The organism is Streptomyces sp. NBC_00076, assembly GCF_045041235.1.
In the GTDB taxonomy this organism is placed as follows: domain Bacteria; phylum Actinomycetota; class Actinomycetes; order Streptomycetales; family Streptomycetaceae; genus Streptomyces.
In genome coordinates, this window is the sequence record NZ_CP108242.1 from 1757714 (window position 1) to 1782895 (window position 25182).

General features: G+C 71.4%; 28 protein-coding genes. 12 read left to right on the forward strand and 16 right to left on the reverse strand.

Going from position 1 to position 25182, the window contains the following annotated elements:
* Positions 1-48: 48 nt before the first annotated feature.
* The 3 genes from OHA64_RS08100 to lnt all read left to right on the forward strand — a co-directional run bounded on the left by OHA64_RS08100 (position 49) and on the right by lnt (position 3406).
* Complete coding sequence (locus OHA64_RS08100) at positions 49-1227, forward strand: FAD-dependent monooxygenase (RefSeq protein WP_405610074.1); 1179 nt, start codon at positions 49-51, stop codon at positions 1225-1227.
* Positions 1228-1315: 88 nt separating this feature from the next.
* Positions 1316-1807: a nuclear transport factor 2 family protein gene (locus OHA64_RS08105; RefSeq protein WP_405610077.1), complete on the forward strand. Its 492-nt coding sequence runs from the start codon at positions 1316-1318 to the stop codon at positions 1805-1807.
* 24 nt (positions 1808-1831) lie between these two features.
* Positions 1832-3406 (forward strand): apolipoprotein N-acyltransferase, encoded by a 1575-nt coding sequence (gene lnt, locus OHA64_RS08110; protein ID WP_405610080.1) that lies wholly within the window; start codon positions 1832-1834, stop codon positions 3404-3406.
* On the opposite strand, the gene OHA64_RS08115 is transcribed toward lnt, so the two are convergent.
* Positions 3330-4235, reverse strand: coding sequence for a Gfo/Idh/MocA family protein (locus OHA64_RS08115; protein WP_405610083.1), 906 nt, complete (start codon positions 4233-4235; stop codon positions 3330-3332). The two genes, lnt and OHA64_RS08115, sit on opposite strands and share 77 nt — an antisense overlap.
* A 259-nt stretch (positions 4236-4494) precedes the next feature.
* Here OHA64_RS08115 and OHA64_RS08120 point away from each other — a divergent pair, with 259 nt between their 5' ends.
* Positions 4495-5007, forward strand: coding sequence for a DinB family protein (locus OHA64_RS08120; protein WP_405610086.1), 513 nt, complete (start codon positions 4495-4497; stop codon positions 5005-5007).
* Positions 5008-5148: 141 nt separating this feature from the next.
* On the forward strand, positions 5149-5634 hold the full coding sequence (locus tag OHA64_RS08125; protein WP_405610089.1) for a hypothetical protein: 486 nt from the start codon (positions 5149-5151) through the stop codon (positions 5632-5634).
* A gap of 65 nt (positions 5635-5699) precedes the next feature.
* Here the strand turns inward: OHA64_RS08125 and OHA64_RS08130 are convergent, their stop codons facing one another.
* The 5 genes from OHA64_RS08130 to fabG form a co-directional block, all read right to left on the reverse strand.
* Positions 5700-6221 (reverse strand): hypothetical protein, encoded by a 522-nt coding sequence (locus tag OHA64_RS08130; protein WP_405610092.1) that lies wholly within the window; start codon positions 6219-6221, stop codon positions 5700-5702.
* A 175-nt stretch (positions 6222-6396) separates the two neighbouring features.
* Positions 6397-7080, reverse strand: coding sequence for a uracil-DNA glycosylase (gene ung / locus OHA64_RS08135; protein WP_405610095.1), 684 nt, complete (start codon positions 7078-7080; stop codon positions 6397-6399).
* Positions 7081-7186: 106 nt separating this feature from the next.
* A complete protein-coding gene (locus OHA64_RS08140) occupies positions 7187-8773 on the reverse strand; it encodes an ABC transporter substrate-binding protein (protein ID WP_405610098.1) in 1587 nt (528 codons plus the stop codon).
* A 184-nt stretch (positions 8774-8957) separates the two neighbouring features.
* Entirely contained in the window at positions 8958-9716 is a 759-nt protein-coding gene (locus tag OHA64_RS08145) for an SDR family oxidoreductase (protein WP_405610101.1), read from the reverse strand.
* 12 nt (positions 9717-9728) lie between these two features.
* The gene (gene fabG / locus OHA64_RS08150; protein ID WP_405610104.1) at positions 9729-10490 is read right to left on the reverse strand and encodes a 3-oxoacyl-ACP reductase FabG; all 762 of its coding nucleotides are present in this window, start codon (positions 10488-10490) and stop codon (positions 9729-9731) included.
* Between the two features lie 285 nt (positions 10491-10775).
* On the opposite strand from fabG, the gene OHA64_RS08155 reads away from it, so the two are divergent.
* Positions 10776-11192, forward strand: a complete 417-nt coding sequence (locus tag OHA64_RS08155; protein ID WP_405610107.1) for an excalibur calcium-binding protein — start codon at positions 10776-10778, stop codon at positions 11190-11192.
* 20 nt (positions 11193-11212) lie between these two features.
* Here OHA64_RS08155 and OHA64_RS08160 read toward each other — a convergent pair whose 3' ends face one another.
* Positions 11213-11629, reverse strand: coding sequence for a DUF3037 domain-containing protein (locus OHA64_RS08160; protein ID WP_405610110.1), 417 nt, complete (start codon positions 11627-11629; stop codon positions 11213-11215).
* On the reverse strand, positions 11626-12390 hold the full coding sequence (locus tag OHA64_RS08165; RefSeq protein ID WP_405610113.1) for a HipA family kinase: 765 nt from the start codon (positions 12388-12390) through the stop codon (positions 11626-11628). Before OHA64_RS08165 ends, OHA64_RS08160 begins: the two co-directional genes overlap by 4 nt.
* A gap of 93 nt (positions 12391-12483) precedes the next feature.
* Between OHA64_RS08165 and OHA64_RS08170 the strand changes: the two genes are divergently transcribed.
* Positions 12484-12954, forward strand: a complete 471-nt coding sequence (locus OHA64_RS08170) for a Rieske (2Fe-2S) protein (RefSeq protein WP_405610116.1) — start codon at positions 12484-12486, stop codon at positions 12952-12954.
* On the opposite strand, the gene OHA64_RS08175 is transcribed toward OHA64_RS08170, so the two are convergent.
* Positions 12941-13591 (reverse strand): cysteine hydrolase, encoded by a 651-nt coding sequence (locus OHA64_RS08175; protein ID WP_405610119.1) that lies wholly within the window; start codon positions 13589-13591, stop codon positions 12941-12943. The two genes, OHA64_RS08170 and OHA64_RS08175, sit on opposite strands and share 14 nt — an antisense overlap.
* 135 nt (positions 13592-13726) lie before the next feature.
* On the opposite strand from OHA64_RS08175, the gene OHA64_RS08180 reads away from it, so the two are divergent.
* On the forward strand, positions 13727-14194 hold the full coding sequence (locus tag OHA64_RS08180) for a pyridoxamine 5'-phosphate oxidase family protein (protein WP_405610122.1): 468 nt from the start codon (positions 13727-13729) through the stop codon (positions 14192-14194).
* Between the two features lie 90 nt (positions 14195-14284).
* Here the strand turns inward: OHA64_RS08180 and OHA64_RS08185 are convergent, their stop codons facing one another.
* Positions 14285-15187, reverse strand: a complete 903-nt coding sequence (locus tag OHA64_RS08185) for a LysR family transcriptional regulator (protein ID WP_405610125.1) — start codon at positions 15185-15187, stop codon at positions 14285-14287.
* 74 nt (positions 15188-15261) lie between these two features.
* Here OHA64_RS08185 and OHA64_RS08190 point away from each other — a divergent pair, with 74 nt between their 5' ends.
* Positions 15262-16197, forward strand: a complete 936-nt coding sequence (locus OHA64_RS08190; RefSeq protein WP_405610128.1) for a DMT family transporter — start codon at positions 15262-15264, stop codon at positions 16195-16197.
* Between the two features lie 91 nt (positions 16198-16288).
* Here OHA64_RS08190 and OHA64_RS08195 read toward each other — a convergent pair whose 3' ends face one another.
* Entirely contained in the window at positions 16289-17620 is a 1332-nt protein-coding gene (locus OHA64_RS08195) for an aminotransferase class I/II-fold pyridoxal phosphate-dependent enzyme (RefSeq protein ID WP_405610131.1), read from the reverse strand.
* A 35-nt stretch (positions 17621-17655) separates the two neighbouring features.
* Here OHA64_RS08195 and OHA64_RS08200 point away from each other — a divergent pair, with 35 nt between their 5' ends.
* Positions 17656-18330 carry a pyridoxamine 5'-phosphate oxidase family protein gene (locus tag OHA64_RS08200; protein WP_405610134.1) on the forward strand — a complete coding sequence of 225 codons (675 nt, stop codon included), beginning with the start codon at positions 17656-17658 and terminating at the stop codon, positions 18328-18330.
* Between the two features lie 131 nt (positions 18331-18461).
* Here the strand turns inward: OHA64_RS08200 and OHA64_RS08205 are convergent, their stop codons facing one another.
* The 3 genes from OHA64_RS08205 to OHA64_RS08215 all read right to left on the reverse strand — a co-directional run bounded on the left by OHA64_RS08205 (position 18462) and on the right by OHA64_RS08215 (position 21291).
* Entirely contained in the window at positions 18462-19424 is a 963-nt protein-coding gene (locus tag OHA64_RS08205; protein WP_405610137.1) for a DMT family transporter, read from the reverse strand.
* Positions 19425-19624: 200 nt separating this feature from the next.
* Positions 19625-20629, reverse strand: coding sequence for an EamA family transporter (locus OHA64_RS08210; RefSeq protein WP_405610140.1), 1005 nt, complete (start codon positions 20627-20629; stop codon positions 19625-19627).
* Between the two features lie 125 nt (positions 20630-20754).
* The gene (locus OHA64_RS08215; RefSeq protein WP_405610143.1) at positions 20755-21291 is read right to left on the reverse strand and encodes a Clp protease N-terminal domain-containing protein; all 537 of its coding nucleotides are present in this window, start codon (positions 21289-21291) and stop codon (positions 20755-20757) included.
* A gap of 201 nt (positions 21292-21492) precedes the next feature.
* On the opposite strand from OHA64_RS08215, the gene OHA64_RS08220 reads away from it, so the two are divergent.
* On the forward strand, positions 21493-21921 hold the full coding sequence (locus OHA64_RS08220; protein ID WP_405610146.1) for an SRPBCC family protein: 429 nt from the start codon (positions 21493-21495) through the stop codon (positions 21919-21921).
* Between the two features lie 113 nt (positions 21922-22034).
* On the opposite strand, the gene OHA64_RS08225 is transcribed toward OHA64_RS08220, so the two are convergent.
* Together OHA64_RS08225 and OHA64_RS08230 are read right to left on the reverse strand one after the other, a co-directional pair.
* Complete coding sequence (locus tag OHA64_RS08225) at positions 22035-22670, reverse strand: PadR family transcriptional regulator (RefSeq protein ID WP_405610149.1); 636 nt, start codon at positions 22668-22670, stop codon at positions 22035-22037.
* 228 nt (positions 22671-22898) lie between these two features.
* The gene (locus OHA64_RS08230) at positions 22899-24149 is read right to left on the reverse strand and encodes an IS701 family transposase (RefSeq protein ID WP_405623899.1); all 1251 of its coding nucleotides are present in this window, start codon (positions 24147-24149) and stop codon (positions 22899-22901) included.
* Positions 24150-24370: 221 nt separating this feature from the next.
* On the opposite strand from OHA64_RS08230, the gene OHA64_RS08235 reads away from it, so the two are divergent.
* On the forward strand, positions 24371-25180 hold the full coding sequence (locus OHA64_RS08235; protein WP_405610152.1) for a PhzF family phenazine biosynthesis protein: 810 nt from the start codon (positions 24371-24373) through the stop codon (positions 25178-25180).
* The last annotated feature ends 2 nt before the right edge of the window (positions 25181-25182 follow it).

A 25182-nucleotide genomic window follows, 5' to 3' on the forward strand; every position in this document is an offset into this window, starting at 1 on the left:
GCCGCGAGCGTGTCGAATGTGCGCGAACGGGCGAAATGAGGTCCTCGCATGAGAGCGATCGTCGTGGGGGCGGGCATCGGGGGGCTGACCGCGGCGCTGAGCCTGCGCCGCGCCGGTCATGAGGTCACGCTGGTCGAGCGGACGTCGCGGTTCGCCGAGGTCGGTGCCGGGATCCAGCTCGCGCCCAACGCGAACCGCGTACTGCGCCGACTGGACCTGCTCGACGCGGTCGCCGCACGGGCCGCCCGCCCCAACCACGTGAGCTTCCGCACCTGGTCCGACGGGGCCGAGATCTGCCGCTATCTGCTCGGGCGTGCGGTCGAGGACACGTTCGGCGCACCCTACCTCCAGGTCCACCGGGCCGATCTGCACACGGCCCTGGCCGCCGCGGTGCCGCCCGGGTCGGTACGTATGAACACCGATGTCGTCGGCATCGACCAGGACGACGAGTGCGCCTGTGTGACGACGGCCGGCGGCGAGCGCCTGCGGGCGGACCTGGTGGTGGCAGCGGACGGGGTGCGGTCCGCGGCCCGGCAGTGGCTCTTCGGTGCCGATGAGGCCGTCTTCTCGCGAACCGCCGCCTACCGGGCGCTCCTCCCCGCCGCCGAGGTGGCCGACATGGACCTGCCGGACACCGGGATCTGGCTCGGACCGGACCGGCACGTCGTCCACTACTGGGCACGTGGTGGGGAACTGCTCAACATCGTGGCCGTCTTCAAGACGCGGGCGGCCGAGGAGTCATGGACCGCGCAGGCGGAACCGGGAGAGCAGCTGCGCGAGTTCGGCGGGTGGGACCCTCGGGTGCGCGACCTCCTCGAACGCGCGGGACAGGTGTTCCGCTACGGCATCCACACGCGGTCCCCGCTCCCGCGGTGGAACACCGGGCGGGTGACCCTGCTGGGCGACAGCGCCCACGCGATGGTGCCGTTCCAGGCTCAGGGCGCGGCGCAGGCGATCATGGACGCGGCCGTGCTCGGCGACGTCCTCGTGGGTGCGACGCCGGCCGAGGTGCCCGACGCGCTCGACCGGTACGTGCGCCGGCGGCTGGCGGCCGCCACGAGCACGCAGAACGCTTCCGCCCGGGCGGGCGAGGACTTCCATCTCCCGGACGGGCCCGAGGCCCTGGCGCGGAACGCCCGCATGGCGGCCCATGCGGCCGGGAACGTGTTCATGCCTCAGGCGACCGCGTGGGCGGCCGACGTCCTCGACGATCAGGCGCCGTCGTGACCGGCGCCGGGTCGGCGGTCGGCGGTCGGCCGGGTGGTTTCTCCCGCGCCCCCTTGGCGCCGCCCCCGCCATGCCCAACACTGAGCCGATGACGCAGCGTGTGGAGCTTGCCGCCGTGATGGACAGACTGGCTGTCGACGGTCTGATCACCGACTACGCCGTGGCCGTGGACGACGGTGACTGGCCGGCGTACCGAGATCTGTTCACGTCCGACGGGCGGGCGGACTACCGCTCGGCCGGTGGTATCGAGGGCGACGCGGGGAACGTCGCCACGTGGCTCGAGGAGAGCATGCGGGTGTTCGCGATGCGCCAGCATCTGATCGTCAACCGTCGGCTGCGCTTCGGTGTACTGGAGCAGGACACTGGGGACACGGCCCATGTGCGGGCCGACTACGTCAATCCCATGCGCCTCGCGGAGGAGGGCGACGGCGCCGGCCCTGGCGCTCCCGACTTCGTGTGCGGCGGCCGGTACGACTTCGGGCTGCTGCGCACCGACGACGGCTGGCGACTGCGCGAGGTGATCGTCCGGGAGAAGTGGCGGCGCCTGCCCGACCGGGCCCCGGCGCCTGTGATCGACTGAGCCACGCAGGGTAGAAGGCGCCGTATGACTTCGTTCGGCCAATGGCTCGCCTCCCCGTGGCGGCGCTCGACCGTCGCCGCGCTGGCGGGTGCCCTGCCCGTGCTCGCGTTTCCCGCCCCGTCGCTGTGGTGGTGCGCCTACGTCGCCCTCGTCCCCTGGATCGCGCTGGTCCGCTCGGCGCCGACCGGGAAGCGGGCGGCGTACGACGGCTGGTGCGGCGGTTTCGGCTTCATGCTGGCGATGCACCACTGGCTGTTCCCCTTCCTGAACGTGTTCACGGTCGTCCTCGCCGCGCTCCTGGGCGCGCTGTGGGCTCCCTGGGGCTGGCTGGTGCGCCGGTTCCTGGCCGGAACGCCCTCACGGGGCGCGATCGCGGCCGCCCTCCTGGTCCTGCCGTCGGGGTGGCTCGGGGTCGAGTTGGTGCGCTCCTGGCAGGGTCTGGGCGGTCCGTGGGGCGTGCTCGGCGCCAGTCAGTGGGACGTGGCGCCCGCGCTCAGGCTGGCCTCGGTGGGCGGGGTGTGGCTGCTCAGCTTGCTGGTGGTGGCCGTCAATGTGGCCGTCGCCGTGCTCGTCGTGATCCGCGAGTCCCGGCTGCCCGCCCTGGCCGGGCTCGTGGCGGCGGCCGCCGCGGCCTCGGCGGCCTGGGTCTGGTCGCCGCGCCCCGAGCCCGACGGCCGGTCCAGGATCGCGGTCGTCCAGGCGGGCGTGGTGGACGGTGCCGGGAGCGCCGACCGCCGGTTCGACCTGGAGGAGCGGCTGACCCGGCGGCTGGTCGGGCAGGACGTCGACCTGATCGTGTGGGGCGAGAGCAGCGTCGGTTTCGACCTGGACGACCGTCCCGACCTCGCCCGGCGGATAGCGGTCCTCTCCCGTGACACCGGCGCCGACATCCTGGTCAACGTGGACGCCCGGCGCTCCGACAAGCCCGGCATCTACAAGAGTTCCGTCCTCGTCGGCGCGGACGGTCTCACCGGCGAGCGCTACGACAAGATGCGGCTCGTCCCCTTCGGCGAGTACATCCCGGCGCGCTCGCTGCTCGGCTGGGCGACCTCCGTCGGCAAGGCGGCCGGCGAGGACCGCAGGAAGGGCTCCCGGCAGGTGGTGATGAACGTCGGGCACGGGCTGCGGATCGGCCCGATGGTGTGCTTCGAGACCGCCTTTCCCGACATGACCCGCCATCTCGCCGAGGACGGTGCCGACGTACTGGTCGGCCAGTCGTCGACATCGTCGTTCCAGCGCAGCTGGGCCCCGGAGCAGCACGCCTCGCTCGCCGCGCTGCGCGCCGCCGAGACGGGCCGCCCCATGGTGCACGCGACGCTGACGGGCGTGTCCGCTGTCTACGACCCGAGCGGCCGACGGGTCGGCTCGTGGCTCGGGACCGACAGCAGCGCCGCCCAGGTGTACGACGTGCCGCTGGCGAAGGGCGTCACACCGTACGTCCGTCTCGGCGACTGGCCGGTGCACGCGGCGCTGTCGGTGCTCGCCGTGTGGGCCGTCACCGAGGGGGTGCGGACGCTGCGGATCAAACGCCTCGCTCCTGAACCGCGCGTACCACCCGCTCGCACAGCTCATGAGTCGCCAGCGCGTCCCGGGCGCTGAGCACCTTGCCAGCGCGGACGGCGTCGAGGAAGGTGAGCACCGCCTGCTCGATGCCGCGCTGCCGGGCCACCGGCACCCAGTCCCCGCGCCGCCGCACGGTCGGCTGGCCCTTGTGGTCGATCACCTCCGCGAGGTTGACCACCTGACGCTTGGTGTCCTGACCGGACACCTCCAGGATCTCCTCGGCCGAGCCGCTGAGCCGGTTCATGATCCCGAGCGCGGTGAAGCCGTCCCCGGAGAGCTGGAGCACGACGTGGTGCAGCAGCCCGTCCTCGACACGGGCGCGGACGGTGACGTCGTCGACCGGGCCGGGCACCAGGAAGCGGAGTGTGTCCACGACGTGGATGAAGTCGTCGAGGATCATCGCGCGCGGCTCCTCCGGGAGCCCGATCCGGTTCTTCTGCATGAGGATCAGCTCGCGCGGATGATCGGCGCACTGTGCGTATCCGGGGGCGTGGCGCCGGTTGAACCCGACGGCCAGGCCCACGTTCCGCTCCTCCGCGAGGGCCACCAGCCGCTGGGAGTCGTCGAGTTCGTACGCCAGCGGCTTGTCGACGTACGTCGGCACACCCGCCGCCAGCAGCCGCGTCACGATCTCGGGGTGCACGGTGGTCGGCGCGTGCACGAAGGCGGCGTCGAGGTCCTGTGCGAGCAGGGAGTCCAGGTCGGTGTGGCGCTGGGCCGCGGGGATGCGGAGACCGTCGGCGACCCGGGTGAGCGTCGCGGGTGTACGGGTCTGCAGGTGCAGTTCGACGCCGGGCTGCCCACCGAGCACCGGCAGGTAGGCCTTCTGCGCGATGTCGCCCAGCCCGATGCAGCCGACCTTCACGGGGACTCCCTCACTGCTTGCCTGCGCGTGCGCGTGCGCATGCCTGCGCCTGCCTCCACGGCAGCATACGGCGGCCGCGGGGGTCGCCGACCGGAGGTGCTGTCGAAGGCGCGCGACAAGAGCGCGGGTCCGGCCTGCGACAGGGCCGTGATCGTGGTGACGCGGACGGCCGTACGCGACGGCCGTACGCGGCAGGTCGCCCGTCATGGCGCCCTGAAAACGCGTGGTGGGAGCAGGCGAATCAGGTGATGATGCGTGCATGACGACACCGCGCAGTGAACCCGCCCAGAACGCCGACGAACGCACCATGCTGGAGGGCTGGCTGGACTACCACCGGCAGACCCTGGCGTGGAAGTGCGAGGGTCTGACCGACGCCCAGCTCCGGACCGCTTCGGTCGCGCCGTCCGAGCTGTCGCTGATGGGGCTGGTGCGGCACATGGCGGAGGTCGAGCGGGGTTGGTTCCGCAAGGTACTGGTCGGCGAGGACCCCGGACCGATCTACTACACCGACGAGGACCCGGACGGCGAGTTCCATCTCACCGACGCGGACACCTGGGAAGAGGCCCACGCCACCTGGCAGGCCGAGATCGAGGTCGCCCGGCGCAACGCTGCCGGCTTCGCCCTGGACGATCTCTCCCAGGGCAAGAGCAGGTTCACCGACGAGCCCTTCAACCTGCGCTGGATCTACACCCACATGATCGAGGAGTACGCCCGCCACAACGGCCACGCCGACCTGGTCCGCGAGTGCCTCGACGGCGCGACGGGAGACTGACCCAGGAGCGCCGCGCGTCCGCCCGGCGAAAGTCAGCGGCTGCGGACTCGAACCCGCCTTACGGGGCCGGAGATCACCCGTGCGGGGCATCCTCCGCTTGTCCGCTGTCCAAAGGCCGTCGGACCCAGCAGAGTTGCGCGCGTGCATCGAACGACCACCACCGCAACGCTCCTGGTCACCGTGGCTGTCTCCGCCCTCGCGGGTTGTGTGACGGTCCAGCGTCCGCCCGTGTCCCGCCCCCCGGCGGCGCCCTCCCAGCCGTCGGCGCCCCGGAGCGACGGCCGGGACGAGCCGCAGGTCGTGCAGGCGCCGGCCCGTGAGGCCCTGGAAATGATCGGCCCGCCCCGCCGCCCGAAACCTGCCGCGCCCCCGTCCGCCCCGGCGAAGACACACCGGCAGCAACCGCCCCGCACGCAACCGGCCCGCCCGGCGCGCCCCGAACCCCGCCGCCCCGAACCCCGCCACCCGGCCGCCGGACACCCCCGGCAACCGCGCGTCGAGATCCCCGACGTGCCCACACCGGTCCCCCCGAACCAGCAGGACGTCTGCGCTCTCGGCAAGAAGTACGGCGGCTGGCAGGCGGGGAGTCCGGAGTCGACGATCTGCCGGCAGACGTACGGGCGTTGAGCACCCGCCCGCACCTGGCGTCGCGGCTGGCAACGTCCGCCCGCACGTTGCCTCGGGGCACTGGCTCAGGGCCGCCGACGCGGCGGCCCCCAGGCTCCCCCTTCGCCCAGGTCCCCCTCCCCCAGCCGCAGCTCCAGTCGGCTGATCGCCGCCCGCACCCCGTCGCCGTAGCTGTCGTCCACCAGTGCCTCGGACGCTCCACGGGCCCGGCGCAGATGGGTGCGGGCTGTCTCGGAGCGGCCGAGTTTCACGTAGTCCGCCGCCAGGTTCAGGTGCAGCGAGGGGTAGAGCGCCCGCACCGCGAGCGCCCCCTGGTGGCCGGCGAACCGGTCGTCCGTCAACTCCTCCGCGGCCGTCAACGCCCGTAGGTCCCAGGCGAGTTCGTCGAACGGGTCGTCCTGGGTGTCGGCCAGGTAGTGCGCCAGGGTGCAGCGGTGCAGCGCGTCGCCGTCCTCCCCGATCTCCGCCCACAGGTCCAGGAAGCGGTGCCGGGCCTCCTCGCGATCGCCCGCGTGATGCAGGATGACGACCTGCCCGATACGGGTCATGACGGCATCCGCGGCCGCCTGTCCCTGTCGCTCCGCCACCGCGTCCTCCGCCCACTCGCCGGCTGTCGCTCCCGACGCTAACCGCAGGCACGGACAATCCCGGTCAGGCGGCACCGGGCCGGTCCCGGCCGGAACCGGCCCGGCGGTGGTCCGCCCCTCGATGGTCCGCCCGGAGCAGACCGGCCCCGGAGATGAGCGACCGCCCCGGTACCGGTCAGCCCAGGTTCGGGACGCGCCAGTCGATCGACTCGTGCCCCTGCTGGGCCACCGCCTCGTTGATCTGCGTGAACGGCTGGGAGCCGAAGAACTTCTTCGCCGACAGCGGGGAGGGGTGCGCGCCCTTGACCACCACGTGCCGTGTCTCGTCGATCAGCGGGAGCTTCTTCTGCGCGTAGTTGCCCCACAGCACGAAGACCGCCGGGTCGGGCCGGTCGGCCACCGCGCGGATCACCGCGTCCGTGAACTTCTCCCAGCCCTTGCCCTTGTGCGAGTTGGCCTCACCGGCACGGACCGTGAGCACCGCGTTGAGCAGCAGGACGCCCTGCTGCGCCCAGGGCATCAGATATCCGTTGTCCGGAACGGGCAGACCCAGCTCCGCCTGCATCTCCTTGTAGATGTTGCGCAGGGACGGCGGGGTCTTCACTCCGGGACGCACCGAGAAGCACAGGCCATGCCCCTGGCCCTCGCCGTGGTAGGGGTCCTGGCCGAGGATCAGGACCTTCACCCGCTCGTACGGCGTCGCGTCCAGCGCGGCGAAGACCTCTTCGCGCGGCGGGTACACGGGACCCTGCGCCCGCTCCTCCTCGACGAACTCCGTCAGCTCCTTGAAGTAGGGCTGCTGCAGCTCGCCGCCCAGAACCCCGCGCCAGGACTCGGGCAGCATGGCGGTGTCGGTCACGTCAACGTCCTTACGGTGTGCGGTCACTACGACGTGCGGTCACGTCCAGGCCACAGAACCTACAGGCGGGCACTGACAATCGCCGCCGGGGACTACGAAACCGCCCCTACCAGCTGGTCTTCCGGTACAGCTGCCACACGGTCATGATCGTCGACGGGTCCAGCGCCCGCTCCGCACCCGAGATGTCCTCGCTCGCCGCCACGTACTGCCGGCCCTGCCACAGCGGCAGCAGCCGCGCGTCGTCGACGAGGATCTGCTGGGCCTCCTCGAAGTCCTTCTCGCCGTCGGCCCGGTTGCTCTCACCGCGCGAGCGGGGCAGCAGCACACCGGTGATCTTGGATGCGGGGTAGGGAGTGCCGAGCGCGTTCTCCTTCCCCACGAACGGGGCGATGAAGTTGTCCGCGTCCGGGAAGTCGGGGAACCAGCCGCGCCCGAACACCGGATACTCGCCCTTCTGGTAGCCCTCGACGTAGGTCTTCCAGGGGCGGCTCTTCAACGTGATGGTGAAGAGGCCCGAGCCGTCCAGCTGCCGCTTGAGCTCCTGGAACTGCTGGGCGGTCTCGGAGCCGTAGCGGTCGGTCGTGTACCAGAGGGTGAGCGGGACGCGTTCGGTGATGCCCGCCTCGGAGAGGATCTGGCGGGCCTTGGAGGTGCTGGGGTTGCCGAAGTCGTCGAAGAAGCCGGTGGTGTGGCCGGTGAGCCCCTTCGGGACCATCGAGTACAGCGGGTCCACGGTGTCCTTGTAGACCTTGTGCGCGATCGCCGCCCGGTCGACGACTTGGGCCACGGCCCTGCGCACGGCGCGCTTGTTCGCCCACGGGTCCTTCGGGTTGAACACCAGGTAGCTGATGTCGGTGCCGGAGCCCTCGACCAGCTGGAGGTTCCCGTCCTTGTCGCTCTCGAGGGAGACGATGTCGTCGGCGGCGAGACCGCGGTAGGTGACGTCGATCTGGTGGTCCCGCAGCGCCTTGACCATGGACGGCGAGTCCTGGAAGTAGCGGATCGTCACCGCGTCGTTCTTGCTCTCCGCGAAGCCCTTGTAGCTCTTGTTGCCGACGAGCTCGGCCTTCTTGCCCTCCTCGTACGACTTGAGGGTGTACGGTCCGGATCCGGACACCTCACCGTCCTTGCGGAGGGATTTCGCCGGGTAGTCCTCGGGGTCGACGATCGACATGGCCGGGGTGGCGAGCACGAACGGAAACGTGGCGTCGGGCTTGTTGAGGTGGAAGACGACCTCGCGCTCCCCCAGCGCCTGCACCCGGTCCAGGCTGCCCAGAAGTCCGGCGGGGCCGCTGGGTGCCTTGATGGACTTGATCCGGTCGATCGAGTACTTCACCGCCCGGGCGTCCAGCGAGTGCCCGTCGGAGAACTGCATGTCAGCGCGCAGCTCGCAGCGGTACGTCTGGTTGGTTCTGTCGGTGAACGCGCAGCTCTCGGCGGCGTCCGGCCGGGGCGTGGTCGCGCCGTTCGGGTAGGCCAGCAGCGTCTGGTAGACGTTGCGGAAGAGCTCCCAGGAACCGTCCCAGGAAGCGGCGGGGTCGAGCGTGCTCGGTGCGCTGGTGGTGCCCACCACGATCGGCCCGTCGTCGGCAGAGGAGTCGGACGACAGCACACCGCAGCCGGTGGCCAGGGACGATATGGACGCGATGGCGGCCACCTGCCGCAGGCCTCGGTTCCGGATGAACACGCGCACGCTCCTCGATCTGCCGTACCAAGGGTCGGCAGACCATACCGCAGCGTTCCGCCCGCGGAACCTCCTCGTCAAACCTCTCGTTGATCGACATCTGGATGACGACGTTGTCATCGTCCTGTGAAGCTCTTGTCCGTCGACACGGGCGCCGCTGCATCGACGAGCGCCCGTGTCAATGTGACGAACGTCAGCCCACGCCGGCGTTCAGGAAGATGCCGCCGTCGACGACGAGGGTCTGGCCGGTGATCCAGTCGGACTGGTCCGAGGTGAGGAACGCGGCGGTGCCGCCAATGTCGGAGGGCATCCCGAGGCGGCCCAGGGGGTAGGCCGCGGCGGCCTCCGTTTCCCGGCCCTCGTACAGCGCCTTCGCGAACTGGGTCTTCACGACGGCCGGGGCGATCGCGTTGACCCGCACCTTGGGCGCGTACTCGTGCGCCAGCTGGAGGGTCAGGTTGATCATCGCGGCCTTGCTGATGCCGTAGGCACCGATGAAGGGCGAGGCGGAGACACCCGCGACGGAGGCGATGTTGACGATCGCGCCGCCGTTGTCCTTCTGCCAGGCGTGCCAGGTCTTCTGCGCGAAGCCGAGAGCCGAGATCACGTTGGTCTCGAACACCTTGCGGGCGATGTCCAGGTCGAGGTCGGCGATCGGCCCGAACACCGGGTTCGTACCGGCGTTGTTGACCAGGAAGTCGACGCGGCCGAAGGCCTCCATCGTGCGCTCGACGACGGCGGCCTGGTGGGCCATGTCGTGTGCCTTGCCCGCGACGCCGATGACCCGGTCGGCGCCGAGTTGCTCGACGGCCTCCTTGAGGGCGTCCTCGTTCCGCCCGGTGATGCAGACGCGGTCGCCGCGCGCGACGAGCGCCTCCGCGACTCCGTACCCGATGCCGCGGCTGGCGCCCGTGACGAGCGCGACCTTGCCGGAGAGTTCCACCGAAGTCATGTTCCCGAGCCCCTAGTCGAGCGGCCCGCCGGCCACGTACAGCACCTGGCCGGAGACGAAGCCGGCGGCCTCGTTCGTGAAGAAGGCGATGGCGTTGGCGATGTCGTCGGGCTCACCGACACGGGCCACCGGGATCTGGGTGGCGGCCGCGGCCTTGAACTCCTCGAAGCCCATGCCGACCCGGGCGGCGGTCGCGGCGGTCATGTCCGTGGCGATGAACCCGGGCGCCACGGCGTTGGCGGTGATGCCGAACTTGCCGAGCTCGATGGCCAGGGTCTTGGTGAAGCCCTGCAGACCGGCCTTGGCCGCGGAGTAGTTCGCCTGACCGCGGTTGCCGAGCGCGGAGGACGAGGAGAGGTTGACGACACGGCCGAAACCGGCGTCCACCATGTGCTTCTGGACGGCCTTGGTCATCAGGAAGGAGCCGCGCAGGTGCACGTTCAGGACGGTGTCCCAGTCCGTGGCGCTCATCTTGAACAGCAGGTTGTCGCGGAGTACGCCCGCGTTGTTGACCAGAATCGTCGGGGCGCCGAGCTCCGCGACGACGCGCGCGACGGCCGCCTCGACCTGAGCCTCGTCGGAGACGTCCGCGCCGACCGCGATCGCCTTGCCGCCCGCCGCGGTGATCTTCTCGACGGTGTCCTTGCAGGCCGCCTCGTCGAGGTCGATCACGGCTACCGCGCGACCCTCGGCGGCCAGGCGTACGGCGGTGGCGGCACCGATGCCGCGCGCTCCGCCGGTGACCACAGCGACCCGCTGCTCAGTGGTGGACATTGCTGGTTCTCCTCGCCCTCGAGAAGGACGCCCATCAAGTGAGCGACCGCTTAGTACCTTCAGCAGACGTGACGCTAGAAGCCCTGGCACGCGGTGTCAACGGCAGGTGGGGTACGTGTGATCCATCACCTGCGCGGATGACCCCGCGACGGGCCGCGTCCGCCCGCCATCGTCCCGCACCGACGGTCCCCGAAGCACCCGTTCGGGCCCGCACCGCACGCCTCTGCTCCGTGTGGCCCATAGCGTCGGAGCGCGGGCCACTCGTGGCCGGAAAGGAGGCGCTCCATGCGCCGTCATACCGGTGCCATAGGCACGCTGATCGCGCTCGCCGCGATAGTGCCGTCGGCCGACACCGCTCATGCCCAGGACCTGGACTGCCGCGACTTCACCTACCAGGAGGAAGCCCAGGCCGTCCTCAACACCGACCCCGGCGACCCGAACCGACTGGACGAGGACCAGGGCCCGGACGACGGCATCGCCTGCGAGGCGCTGCCCCACCGCGGCGCACCCGTCATCTCCTCGACCACCCGTCCCCGCGTTTCCTCGACCCCGACGGCCGTCACCCCGACGCTCGGCGTGCGCGGCGGCCTGGGTGGCGGGTCGGACTCCGGGCCGAGCGGCTGGGACACCGGGATCGGCCTGGCCTTCGTGGCCGGCGGGGTCCTCGCGACCGGCATCGTGGTGAAGCGGCGCCGGACCTGAACGGGATGTCGCGGGCTCGGTCACCGCACCAGCAGGCCGAGGAGCCGGTCGGCCTCCGCGGCCGGGTCGGCGGTCAGGCCGGTGTGTACGGGCCCGGGCTGGACGATCGTCGATCGGGGAGCGACCAGCCAGCGGAAGCGGCGACCGGCGTCGTCGGGCGCGGCCCGCCCGGCGGCCTCGCCGCCCGCGCAGACCCCTTCGACGGCACGCAGTGCGGACCGTACGCCGGGCACGTCCACGTCCGGGTCGAGGGCCAGCAGCTTCTCCTCGTCGAGGTGGGTGCGCACGCCGACGTACGACTTGGCCCGGCAGTACACGAGCACCCCGGCGTTGACGCACTCTCCGCGCTCGACGCGGGGCACGATCCGCAGCAACGCGTACTCGAAGACCTCACGGTCGCCGCGGCGGCCCCCCTTGATGATGTGTCGCTCGCTCACTTGGGTCCTCCGGTGACGTCGACGTGGTCATGGACGACGGCGGCCCGCGCGAGAAGGGGTCTCGCGTAGGCCCGCCGGAGCTCGTCCGGCGTCTCGAAACCGGGCTCGTCCGCGAGCCACACGTCCGGGATCTCCGCGGTGACCTCGGCGAGGAGCTCCTCGGTGACCCGGGGCGCCAGCGCGGCGGCGGCCGCGGCGACATCCGGCGAGAAGGGGCTCAGGACGTGGTCGGAGGCGTCGTACGGGCGGGCCGCGGAGGCTTCGGCGCCGGGCCAGTTGTGGTGCCAGATCATGGTCGCGCCGTGGTCGATGAGCCACACCTCGCCCTGCCACCGCAGCAGGTTGGGGTTGCGCCATGAACGGTCGACGTTGTTCACCAGGGCGTCGAACCACACGATCCGCCCGGCCTCCTCGGGGCTCACCGCGAAGGCGAGGGGGTCGTAGCCGAGGGCGCCGGAGAGGAAGTCCATGCCGAGGTTGGTGCCGCCGCTGGACTTGAGCAGGCCCTGCACCTCCGGGTCGGGTTCGCCCAGGCCGAGGTCAGAGTCGAGGTCGACGGTCACCAGCCGGGGCACCCGGAAGCCGAGGCGTCGGGCGAGTTCCCCGCACACCACCTCGGCGACCAGCGTCTTGCGGCCCTGCCCGGCGCCGGTGAACTTCATGACGTACGTCCCGTGGTCGTCGGCCTCGACGAGCCCCGGCAGCGACCCGCCCTCACGCAGGGGCGTGATGTAGCGGGTGGCGGTGACTTCCTTGAGCATCGCCCCAGGTTACTGGGGTGTGGCTGAACAACCGGCACTCCGGGTCCGTACCTCTGGGCAGTTCACGAGGCATTCGTTGAAGGGATCGTCAGCATGGCCAGCGAATCGCACCACCCCGTTCCGGCACCCAGCCGCCGTACCGTCGTGGCGAGTCTGGGCGCGGCGGGGCTCGCCGTCGCGCTGACCGCCTGTGGGTCGGACGACGACGCGTCCGGCTCGTCCACCGAGCAGGGCGCCGACACCGGCACCGGGGGTGCCGGCGCGGGCACCGGCGCGGGCGCCGCGCTCGCGAAGACCTCCGACATACCGGAGGGCGGCGGCAAGGTCTTCAGCGACGAGAAGGTCGTCGTCTCGCAGCCTAAGGCGGGCGACTACAAGGCGTTCTCGACCATCTGCACGCACCGGGACTGCCCGATGACGGATCTCAAGGACGACGTGCTGTCCTGTTCCTGCCACGGCAGCCAGTTCTCCGTCACCGACGGCAGCGTCAAGAAAGGCCCCGCGACCGAGCCGCTGGCCGCCAAGCAGATCACCGTGGACGGGGACTCGATCAAGCTCGCCTGACCGGGGGCCGGCGCTTCAGGCAGGCCAGCACCTCGTCCGTGGTCGTGACCGTGGCGACCAACGCGAGGGTGTTGCGGATCATCGCCGGGGTGTAGTCGGAGGGCACCCCGGCGATGGCGTCCGTCGGCACCACGGCGGTGTAGCCGCGGTTGACGGCGTCGAAGACGGTGTTGGGTATCGCCACGTTGGCCGACACGCCGGTCACGACCAGCGTCCGGCAGCCCAGGTTGCGCAGCAGCGCGTCGGCCTCGGTGCCCTGGATCGGCGACAGCCCGTGCAGCCGTCGCACGACGAGGTCCTGCTCGGCGACCTCGATCGGGGCCGCCACCCGGACCGCCGTGGTGCCCGACAACTGCTGGACTGGCAGCCGTTCGGCGGCGCGGAAGAGCCGGGCGTTGCGGCTCGCTCCGCGGCCGTCCGGGCGGCGCTCGGCGATCGCGTGGATCACCTGGACGCCGCTCTCGTGCGCGGCGGCGACCAGCAGGGCGACGTTGCCGAGGGCGCCCGAGGAGAGTGCCTCCTGGGCGAGTTCGGGCAGGGCGCTGTCGGGTCCGACGACGCCCTGCTGGCACTCGACGGTGAGCAGGACCGTGGTCGCGGGGTCGAGGAGTTCGCTGAGCTGTTCGTACGACGGCACGGTTCCCCCTGGTCGCCGACGGTGTGGGCGGGTGAGATTAACCACCATTGCGCGGGGACGGAAGACGACCCATTCTTTTCTGACGTGATGTCAGAGGATCTCCTCTGACACGACGTGAGAGAAAGAGGGGGGCGCATGACCGTCACTCAGCGCCGGGGCCGGAAGATCATGATGACGCCGGGTGAGCTGGACGAGTTCCTGACCAGTCAACGCACCTGCCGCGTGGCCACCGTCTCCGTGGGCGGCGCCCCACACGTGAGCACGCTGTGGTTCGCGTGGGACGGCACCTCGATGTGGCTCTACTCGGTGGTGCGCAGCAGGCGGTGGACCGATCTGCGGCGTGATCCGCGGGTCGCAATCGTGGTCGACACGGGGGAGGAGTACGACGAGTTGCGCGGCGTGGAGCTGTCGGGGGCGGTGGACTTCGTCGGCGAGGCACCGCGCACCGGGGAACTGTGCGCGGAACTCGACCTCCCGGAGACCTTGTTCGCCCGCAAGAACTTCCGCCTGGAGGAGATTCCGCACGACGGCCGGCACGCGTGGGTGCGGCTGACACCGGAGAAGATCGTCTCCTGGGACTTCCGGAAACTGGGCTCCGCGTAGGCGGGGGCCTCAGGCACAGCCTGGCCGGGCTTTTCCGCCGGGCTTGTCAACGCGCGTAGCGCGACAGGCACTTCGGCACGGTTCCTCAGCTCAGTCGATGGTCGAGGCCGCCGTCCGCAGCGCCTCGACCGCCGCCCGGATGGAGGGGCGGCGGTCGGCGTCCGCGCGCCATACCGCGTAGACGTACCGGTGGACGCGATGCCGCAGAGGCACCGCCCGCACCCCCCTCGGCATCGGGTCGCGGCCGAGGCGGGGCGCCACGCAAACGCCCAACCCGGCGGCCACTAGGGCGAGTTGGGTGTGGTGCTCCTCGGCGCGATGGGCGATCCGGGGTTCGATACCCTTGGCGCGCAGCGTGAACAGCAGCCACTCGTGGCAGAACTCGCCCTCGCGCCAGGCGACCCACTCGTCGTCCGCGAAGTCCTCCAGGTCGATCTCGTCCCGGTCCGCGAGCGGGTGATCCTCGGCCATGGCGATCTCCACGGGATCGTCGAGGATCGACGCCTTGGCGAGCCCCTGGGGCATGGGCAGCGGCTTGTTGTACCAGTCCAGGACGACCGCCAGGTCGGCGTCACCCCGGAGCACGGCGTTCACCCCGCTCTCCGGTTCCAGCTCGCGGGACCGCACGCGCAGCGCCGGATGGTCGGTGCGCAGCGTGGCGAGCGCCTCGGGGAACAGTCCCCGCATCGCGGTGGGGAACGCCGCCAGCCGCAGCTCGCCGACGACCTGTCCGCGCTGGGCCTCCAGATCGGACTGGGCGAGTTCGACCTGCGACAGGATGCGCGCCGCGTGCTCGGCGAGCAGCCGGCCCGCGTCCGTGAGCCGCACCCCCCGGCCGTTCTTGGCCAGCAGCTGCTGGCCGATCTCGCGCTCCAGCTTGGACATCTGCTGAGAGACGGCCGAGGTGGTGATGTGCAGCCCCTCGGCAGCGCCGCTGACCGAGCCGTGCCGGGCGAGGGCGTCGAGGGTGCGCAGGCGCTCGAGGTTCAACATGTAAGCAATGCTACGATATACCGCTCGAAAAATCTTGCTTGTGCTACGAGATCATGCCCGCCATCGTTGCAGCCATGACCGCCGTCTCCCCCGCCTCGGCTCCCGTCGCGACCGTCTCCCGCCCAGGCCCCGGCCTTGACTGGCGGCTGCGCTTCGGCGCCCTCTCGCTGATCTGGGGTTTCAGCTTCCTGCTCATCAAGGTCGGCACGGAGGGCTATGCCCCTTTCCAGGTCACGCTCGGCCGTCTGGTGTTCGGCACGGCGGTGCTCGCCGTGGCGATGGCGGTCAGGCGGGAGCGGCTTCCCCGGGGCACACGCACATGGGCGCACCTGACGGTCGCCGCCTTCCTCCTCAACGCGCTGCCGTTCTCCCTGTTCGCCTACGCGGAGCTGACGATCCCGTCCACCCTCGCCGGCATCTGCAACGCGACCTCACCTCTGTGGGGCATGGCGCTCTCCCTGGTCGCGCTCTCCGAGGACCGGCCGACCAGGACCCGGGTCGCGGGTCTCGGCCTCGGGTTCCTGGGCGTCCTGACGGTTCTCGGGGCCTGGCAGGGCTTCCACGGCCTGGACGCCACGGGCACGGCGATGGCCCTGCTGGCCTCCCTCAGCTACCCGATCGGCTGGATCTACGTCCGTCGCACCCTGGCCGGCTCCAGCCACTCGAACCTGTCGCTGACCGGCGCGCAGTTGCTGCTGGCCACACTGCAACTGGCATTCGTCACCCCGCTGTTCACCAGCGCGCCCAGCCACTTCCCGGTCGTCCCGCTGCTGGCCACGGCCGCGTTGGGCGCCCTCGGCACGGGACTCGCCGTCCTCGTCCAGTACGGCCTGGTCGCCGAGGTCGGCCCGACGACCGCTCAGATGGTCACGTACTTCATCCCGGTCATCGCGACGGCCGCGGGTGTCGCGATCCTCGGCGAGTCCCTGAGCTGGTCGACCCCGGTCGGCGCGGCGATCGTCCTGGCGGGCGCGGCGCTCACCCGGGCGCGGCCGAGGACCAGGCCCTGAAGCGACACACCGACCCGACCCGATCCTGATCCCGGGCCCGGAATCACCGTCGCTGCGGTCGCGACGGGGCGACCATCTCCTGCCACGGCACCTAGGCATAACTCCGGACCAGGCCCGGGCCGACGGCGGAGGCGATCGCGTCCGCCAGCGGTCCGGTCTCGTCCGGAGTGAGGGTCGCCACGGTGACCCGGATGCCGGGGGGCGCGTTCAGCCGGAACCGTGCGCCGGGCGCGACCGCCCAGCCGGCGTGCAGCAGTCGGGAGACGGCTCCGGTCTCGTCGGGCACCGGAATCCACACGTTCAGACCGGAGCGCCCGTAGGCCCGTACCCCGCGCTCGGCGAGCGCGTCGATCAGCAGGTCCCGGCGCCCTCGGTAGGCCGCCGCCACCGCCGCCGTATCCAACGCGCCGTCGGACCACAGCCGCACTACGGCCCGCTGGAGGACCCGGCCGACCCAGCCCGGGCCGAGCCGCTGCCGGCCGCGCACCCGGTCGAGCGTGACGGGGTCCCCGGTGAGCACGGCGAGCCGCAGGTCGGGGCCATAGGCCTTGGCGACCGAGCGCACGAAGACCCAGGTGTGGGTGGTACCGGCCAGGGAGTGCAGGGGCAGGTCGACGATTCCGTGGCCGTGGTCGTCCTCGATCAGCAGGATCTCCGGGTACTCCCGGAGAACGGACCGCAGGGCACGCGCGCGCGTGGCGCTCACCGAGGCGCCCGTGGGATTCTGCGCGCGGTCGGTGACGATCAGTGCGCGCGCCCCGGATTCCAGGGCACGCCGCACGTCGTCGGGAAGCGGCCCCTCGTCGTCGACGCCCACCGGGGTCGTGCGCAGCCCGAGGGCCGGGACGAGGTCGAGCAGGCTGCCCCAGCCGGGATCCTCCACGGCGACGGTGTCCCCGGGCTTCAGATGGGTCGCCAGCACGCGCTCGATCGCGTCGAGCGAGCCGGAGAGGACGGCGAGGGGCCCGTCCGGCACACCGTCGGCGTCGAGGCCGGCCCGTGCGAGCCGAGCCAGCCCCGGTTCGACGGGGACGTCTCCGTAGAGGACCGGCTCCCGGTCCGCCTGTGCGCCGGCCGCCGCGAACGCCTTGGCCAGGGACGGCAGCAGCGCCGGGTCCGGGTTGCCGTCGGCCACGTCCCGCACGCCCGCCGGGGGGTCCACCCGGATGTGCTGACGCCCGGTGGTGGCAGGCCTGGGCCGCACCCGGCTGCCTCTGCGCCCGGCGGTCTCGATGACTCCGCGTTCGCGCAGGATGCGGTAGGCGGCCGCGACGGTGTTCGGATTCACCCCCAGCTCCGTCGCCAACTCCCGCATCGGCGGCAGAAGTTGACCAGGCTCCAGCTCTCCGGCCCCCACCGCACGCTCGACGCTCGCCGAAATGTCCGCCGCACGTCGGCCTTCGATCCGATATTCTCCTAGCACAAAGCCAATTATGCACTAGTGCAATGGAGAGTGCCATGCAGGGGACCCCCCAGCCGACGACGGCCGCCGACTACACCGCCACCGACCGCACCGTCCCCACCCGCTCCCCCGACCGGGCCTCGTACGACGCGGACGTCGTGCACGCGATACTCGACGAGGGCTACGTCTGCCATCTCGGCTTCGTCCGCGACGGCGCGCCGGTCGTCCTGCCCACGCTGTACGCCCGGGTCGGCGAGCGGCTCTACGTGCACGGCTCGACCGGCTCCCGCCCGCTGCGGATGACGGGACAGGCCGACCCGGGCCTGCCGGTGTGTCTGACCGTCACCCACGTCGACGCGCTGATCCTGGCCCGCTCGGCCTTCCACCACTCGATCAACTACCGCTCCGTGGTGGTGCACGGCGTCGCCCACGACGTGACGGACCCCGAGGAGAAGCGGGCCGTCCTGAACGCGCTCGTCGACCACGTCGTCCCCGGCCGGGCAGCCGACTCCCGCCCCGCCAACAAGAAGGAGCTGGCCGCCACCGCGGTGATCCGCCTCGACCTGAACGAGGTCTCCGCCAAGCTGCGCACGGGCGGTGTCAACGACGAGCCCGAGGACCTGGCCCTCCCCCACTGGGCCGGCGTCGTCCCGCTGCGCAAGGGCTACGACACTCCGGTCGCGGACGCCGACCTGGCCCCCGGCATCGAACTCCCGGACTATTTGGGGTGAGTGACGGGGACGGGGGCGTCGCGCACACCTGCCCGTCCCGCACAGGCCGTCGTCCCGCACGCCGTCGTTGCGTCGCACGCCCGGCGCGTACACACGCCCGGCGCGTACGCCTGCCGGAAGGCCCCTTCCCGTCAGGTGAGCGCGGCCTCCTCCTCCGTCGCGCCCCGTGTCTCCGCTCCGCCCCGTGTCTCCGCCACCGCGAGCCCCGCGACGGAGCCGAGCATCAGCAGGGTGCCGGCGAGGGTCGCGAGGGTGAGTCGCTCCCCCAGCAGGGCCACGGCCAGCACCGCCGCGCTCACCGGCTCCAGCAGCATGATCACGGCCACGGTGGCGGGCCGGACGACGGCGGCGGCAGCGAAGTAGAGGGCGTAGGCGAGGGCCGTGGGGACGGCCGCGATGTACGCCAGCAGCCACAGCAGCCGGCCGAGGTCGGCGGTGTACGGCACCAGGCCCTCGGCCAGGGCGAACGGCAGCAGGCACAAGCTGGTGACGGCGAACGCCGCCACGGACGTACTGGCCGCGTCCACCCGCCCGTCGCGACCCCACCGACGGGTGAGCAGGGTGATCACACAGCACCCGGCCGCCGACAGCAGCCCCAGCAGGACACCCCACGGCCGTACGGTCGCGCCCCCGCCGCCGAGGGTCAGCACCCCGAGTCCGGCGAGTGCCCCGGCGACGGCGACGATCCCGCCCCGTCCGAGCCGCTCCCCCAGAGTCAGGCGGGCACCCAGTGCGCTGAGGACAGGACCCGCGCCGAGAGTGACGACGGTGGCAACTGCGAGCCCGGTGGCAGCGACAGCCGCGAAGTAGGCCGTCTGGAACACGGCCAGTCCGACACCCGTGACGACGGCCCGGAGCGCCCGGCGCCCCAGCGGTTCGGCCACGTCGGTCCGGGCACGCGGACGCAGCAGGCGGGCGGCGGCCAGCAGCACGAGCCCGGCCGCGCAGCGCCAGAAGGACAGGGCGACCGGACCGATGTCACTGGCCCGGTAGGCCAGGGAGCCGGCCGCGCCCGCGGTGCCCCAGGCGACACCGGCGACGATCAGATAGGAAAGGCCTCGCCCGATGGGCAGGCCGACAGTGGCATTCGACACGCGTTCTCTCCGCAGACGCGCCCGAGCGCGGTGGCCAGGGCGCGGAAGTTCGGGAAGGACGCCCGCTCGGCGGGGTCCACGGACTTCGTCCGCGGGCAGCACCGTGACGCCCGGCAGGACGGCCGGGCGTGCTTTTCGGAGGCCCGCCTCAGGCGGCGGGCGGCGGCAGGACGAGTGCGCGGGAATGCATGATCGGCAGCCTAGGCCGCGGTACCGCGGGCCGACCATTCCTTTTCGCCGCCACCGCCGGCCACCGGTTCGGCGGAGTTCTTGGCGGGCGCGGACGACTGCGCGATGAACGCGCCGGCCAGCACGACCGCGCCACCGACGATCTGCGGCACCGAGAGGTGCTCGCCGAGCAGGATCCAGGCGAGCACGGTCGCGACGACCGCTTCGAGGCAGGCCACGACGCCGGCGACCTGCGGAGAGAGCCGGCGCACCGACAACACCCCGGTGACGTACGCGAGGACCGTGGCGACGAGCACGATCCAGCCCAGCAGCACACCGGCCGCGACCGGGGTGCCGTCCATGTCCGTGGTGCGCGCGAGGACGGACCAGTCCATGGTCCAGGGTCGCGCGACGACGGTCAGCACGGCGGTGCCGACGAGGAGGCCGTACGCGATGACCCCGAGCGGGTCGGGTGCCTGGTCGCCGGAATCGCCGCCCTGGTCGGACAGCACGAAGTAACCGACCTGGCAACATGCGGCCCCGAGCGCGAACAGCAGGCCGAGGGCGTCGAAGCTCAGGCCGGACCAGACCTCGACGACACAGGCGAGCCCGCCGACCGCGAGGACCACCCCGAGCGCGGCGGCCCGCGTCACCGGACGCCGCTGCACGAGCCGCACCCAGCCGAGCACGAGCGCCGGCGCGAGGTACTCGACCAACAGCGCGACCCCCACGGGGATCCGGGACAGCGCGGCGAAATAGCAGGCCTGGACACCGGCCACGGCGAGCAGACCGAACCCGGCGAGCAGGGCGGGACGGCGACGCGGCAGCGCGCGGTGGCGGACGGCGACCGGCAGCATCAGCACAGCGGCACCCGCCACCCGCAGCCACACCACGTGGAGCGGGTCGAGCCCCGCTTCGATCAACGGTTTGGCCGCGACTCCGGATCCGCCGAAGGCGAGGGCGGACGCCACCGCGAGACCGAGACCGACGCCCCGGCCTCGGTGGCCCTGACTGCTCCCAGACGTGTGCACCGGCACATGATGGCAGGCGATGACATGAGCGTCACACTCGTTGACACCTGTCTCACCGACTGGAACGGGACATGCCCCGGTCGGCCGGTCGCGCAACGGATCCGCTCAGACGGTCCGCCTCAACTGTCCGCTCAGAGGGTCCGCCGCAAGCGACTGTCGACCCGGAGGAACACTCCGTACGGGTCGATCCCGGCGCGGTTCAGCACCTCGACGGCCCGCGCCTGCGGGTCGACGAGGATCGCGGCGAGCAGGTCGACACCGAGGGCGGGGCCGCCGCGGCGGCCGGCCAGCGCACAGGCGTACTCCATGGCTCGGCCGGCCAGCGGCGAGTAGCCGTCCGCGCGGGTCACCACGGGTACGGCACCGGAGTCCTCGACGCTGCCCTGCCAGCGCAGCCCGTAGCCGATGCTGCGCTGCACGAGGTAGCCCATCAGGCGGGCGAGTCGCGGTTCACCGTCGAAGACGGACCGCACCTCGGGGTCCGACTCCAGGAGCGAGTGCAGCAGATGGGCGGTGTCGATCTGTCGGTCCCCGCACCTGACCGCCCTCCGGCGGGCGCCGGAGACCACCGCCGCCAGCTCGGCACTGAGCCTGACGTCGTCGTCCGGGTGGGCCCGGGACCGGCTGTCGGGCTCGTGGGCCGTCAGCCGGGGGATACGGGGTTGCACATCCCCATCCCATCAGTCGCCCCCTGCCGGGACATCCGCGAAAGGAAGCATCTTCGTGTCCCACGGGAAGGGGACGCCGCGCGCCGGAATCTCCTCCTCACGGATGAGATCCGAATTTCCTGACGGTTCATCAGTATTGAATGTTCCAGGCCCTGCGGCTACGTTCCGCGACACCGTAGCCCGACACGAAGAGGTGGTCGCATGGCCGAAGTCAGCGCGGAGGCACGTATCGAGGCACCTGCGGAGAAGGTCTGGGCCCGGCTGACCGACTGGTCCGCGTACGGCGAGTGGAACGCGACCCACACCAGCTTCCCCAAGGGCGGCCCGGAGACCCTCGCCGTGGGCGGGACGTTCGAGGAGAACATGAAGCTCATGGGGTTCCCGGCCGAGATCGAGTGGACCATCGAGGAACTGGAGCCTGCCCGGCTGTTCGCCGTCCGCGGCAAGGGACCGATGGCGGTGACCGTGGCCAACCGCTACACCCTGACCCCCGAGGGCGACGCCACGACCGTGCGCATCGACGGCGAGTTCACCGGTGCCGCGGTCTCACTGATGGCGGGCAAGCTCAAGGACTCGGCCACGGCCGCCCTGAACGAGTCGTTGCGCAAGCTGGCAGGCCTGGTGACCTGAACTGCGAACCGGCGCCTGACGGCAGGATCGGCGCCTGACGGCCGCGCCTTTCGGGAACGCGAAGGCGCCCCGCGGATTCCTCCACGGGGCGCCCCCTGCTTCGCCGTACGACGTCAGTCCTCGTCGGCGAGGATCAGATACAGCTTCTTGCGGGACTCGTTGATGACGGCGAGCGCCTTCTCGCGCTGCTCCTTGCTGCCCGTCTTCCAGACCTGCCCGAAGGCCTCCATCAGACCGAAGCCGGCCTGACGGATCTCACCGAGCGCCTCCCAGTCGACACCGCGGGAGGCTTCCTCCCAGGGCGCGTCGGGGCCCTCGTCGGCCGCGGTGCGACCGGCGTCGGTGAGGGCGAACAGCTTCTTGCCGCCCTCCGACTCACTGACGATCAGCCCCTCGTCCTCCAGCAACTGGAGGGTGGGGTACACCGAGCCCGGGCTCGGCTTCCACGCCCCGCCGCTGCGTTCGGCGATCTCCTGGATCATCTCGTAACCGTGCATCGGCCGGTCCCTCAGCAGGGCGAGGATCGACGCGCGCACATCACCGCGCCGCGCCCTCCCCCTCGGTCCGCCGCGGCCCCTGTGCCCCCAGGGGCCCGGTCCGAAGCCCGGACCGCCGAAGCCGGGGCCACCCGGGCCACCCGGCCCGAAGGGCCCGAAAGCCGCCCGCCGCCCGTCGAAGTCGTCCCGGCCACGGCGGCCCGGACCATCCTGTCGACGTCCATGTCCACGCTCGTATCCGTGGGTACGCATCGCAATCACTCCATTCCATCGTTGATCTGTCGCGATGCCTCAACGATATATCGGGAGTGTTCGCATGACAACCCCTCCACGCAACGCACCCCGGGCGTAACGCGTCAGGTGGACTAGTAGGGCCTGGTCAGGTTCGTATGGGGGTGGGTATGTCGCGGTGGCAGGTGGGGCAGGCACCGTTCCAGGTGGCGAGGAGTGTCTGGAGGTCGCGGACGACCTGGTAGAGGCTCAGACCTGCACGGCGTCTTTTGGGTCTCGTGCCAGTCGTTGCAGGGTGCAGAAGGCGTGGGCGGCGGAGACGAGGGTGACGTGGTGGTGCCAGCCGTTCCAGGTGCGGCCCTCGAAGTGGGCAAGTCCCAGGGCCTGTTTCATCTCGCGGTAGTCGTGCTCGATGCGCCAGCGCAGCTTGGCCAGCCGCACCAAAGTGGCCAGCGGCATCCCGGAGGGCAGGTCTGAGAGCCAGAACTGCACCGGTTCGGGTTCGGTGGCGGGCCACTCGGCCAGCAGCCAGCGTTCGGGCAGTTCAGGACCGTCGCTGGTCTTGCGGACGCCTCGTCCGGCGGGTCGCACGCGTAGGGCCACGAACCGCGAGTACATGCGTTTGAAGGCGCTGATCCCCTTGCCGGGCCGGGAGCCTTCCCTCCAGGACACCGGCCTGGCAGCTGCCCGCCCGGCTGCGATGACCAGCTCTTTCATGGTCTGCGCAGGCTCGGGGTACTGCATTGCCGGTGGCCGGCCGGTGCCCGCGTAAGCGGGCTGGACGGGCCGGGCGTCGGCCGGATGAGCGGTGTGGCGGGAGGAAATGCCCACCACATAGGACAGGTTGCGTTCTTCCAGGCCGTGGCGGAAAGCGGCGGCATCCCCGTAACCGGCGTCCGTGACGACCAGGGGAATGTCGATGCCCCACGACCGGGTCTCGTCGATCATGTCCAGGGCCAGCTGCCACTTCTCCACATGCCCCACCCGGTCGGGGATGCCGCAGCGGGTGCGGCGGGCGACCTTGTCCGGGTCCGCCTCCGCAGAGGCCGGATCCCAGGACGCGGGCATAAACAGCCGCCAGTTCACCGCGGCCGAGGCATGATCCCGGGCCAGATGCAGCGACACCCCGACCTGGCATTTGGTGACCTTGCCCGCGGTGCCGGTGTACTGCCGCGACACACACGCCGAGGCGTCCCCGTCCTTCAAGAAGCCGGTGTCGTCGACGATCAACGCCTCCGCCCCGATCGCCTCCTGCATTCTCCAGGCCGTCCGGGCCCGCACATGCGCCGGATCCCACGGGCTCGTCGTCACAAAGTGGGCCAGCGCCTGCCGGTTGCCGTCCTCACCGAGGCGGGCCGCCATCGGCTCCACCGACTTGCGCCGGCCGTCCAGTAGCAGCCCGCGCACATACGCCTGCCCCCACCGCCTCTGGTCCGCACGGAAGAACCCGTCGAACAACTCCGCCGCGAATGCCTCCAGGTCCTCCCGGACCGAGGCCATCTCCTCAGGTGTCACACCACCCCAACGACCCTCATGGACCAGCGGACACTCCACCCACGAGTGAAGGTGACCAAGCCCTACTAGGGTCCGCCCTAGATCCGCGCTCGGCGGCGGGCGCCGGGAGGACGGGTCGCTCATCCGCCTGACGGAGGCCGTGAATCGGGCCAGTGTCCGGGAATTGGCCTTGGTCCGGGGAGCCGCCCGGCCTCTAGCGTCGAGGCATGCGCATCCGAATCGTCGACGCCTTCACCGACCGCCCCTTCACCGGCAACCCGGCCGGGGTCATGCTCCTCGACACCTTCCCGGACGACGACCGGCTTCAGCAGGTGGCCCTGGAGGTCAATCACGCCGAGACCGCGTTCGCCCACCGACTGCCCGAGGACGGCCCGGCCGACTGGGCGCTGCGCTGGTTCACCCCGGCGGCAGAGGTCAACATGTGCGGCCATGCCACGCTCGCCACGGCCCACGTCCTGCACACCACCGGCGCCCACGAGGGTCCGGTGCGGTTCGCCACCCGCAGTGGCGTCCTGATCGCCACGCCTCGCGAGGACGGCTCGATCACCATGGACTTCCCGACGGCGCCGCTCACCCGTGTAGAGCTCCCGGGCAAAGTGGCCGAGGCCCTCGGCACCGAGCCACTCGCCGTCTTCGACACCGGCCCCAACATCGGGGACCTGCTGGTCGAGGTCGCCGACGAGGAGACGGTCCACGCCCTGAGGCCGGACATCAGGTCACTGGGTGCCCTCTCCGAGCGCGGCGTCATCGCCACCGCCCGTGCCGAAGACCCCGCCCGAGGCTACGACTTCGTCTCCCGCTGTTTCTTCCCGAACCTCGGCATCGACGAGGACCCCGTCACCGGAAGCGCCCACACCGCCCTCGCCCCGTACTGGTCCGAGCGCCTCGGCCGCGCCGAGCTCACCGGCCTGCAGGCCTCCCCCCGCTCCGGCCGCGTCCACACCGAACTGCGTGGCGAGCGCACACTGCTGAGCGGCCACGCGGTCACCGTCATTGAGGGGGACCTGCTCCCCTGACG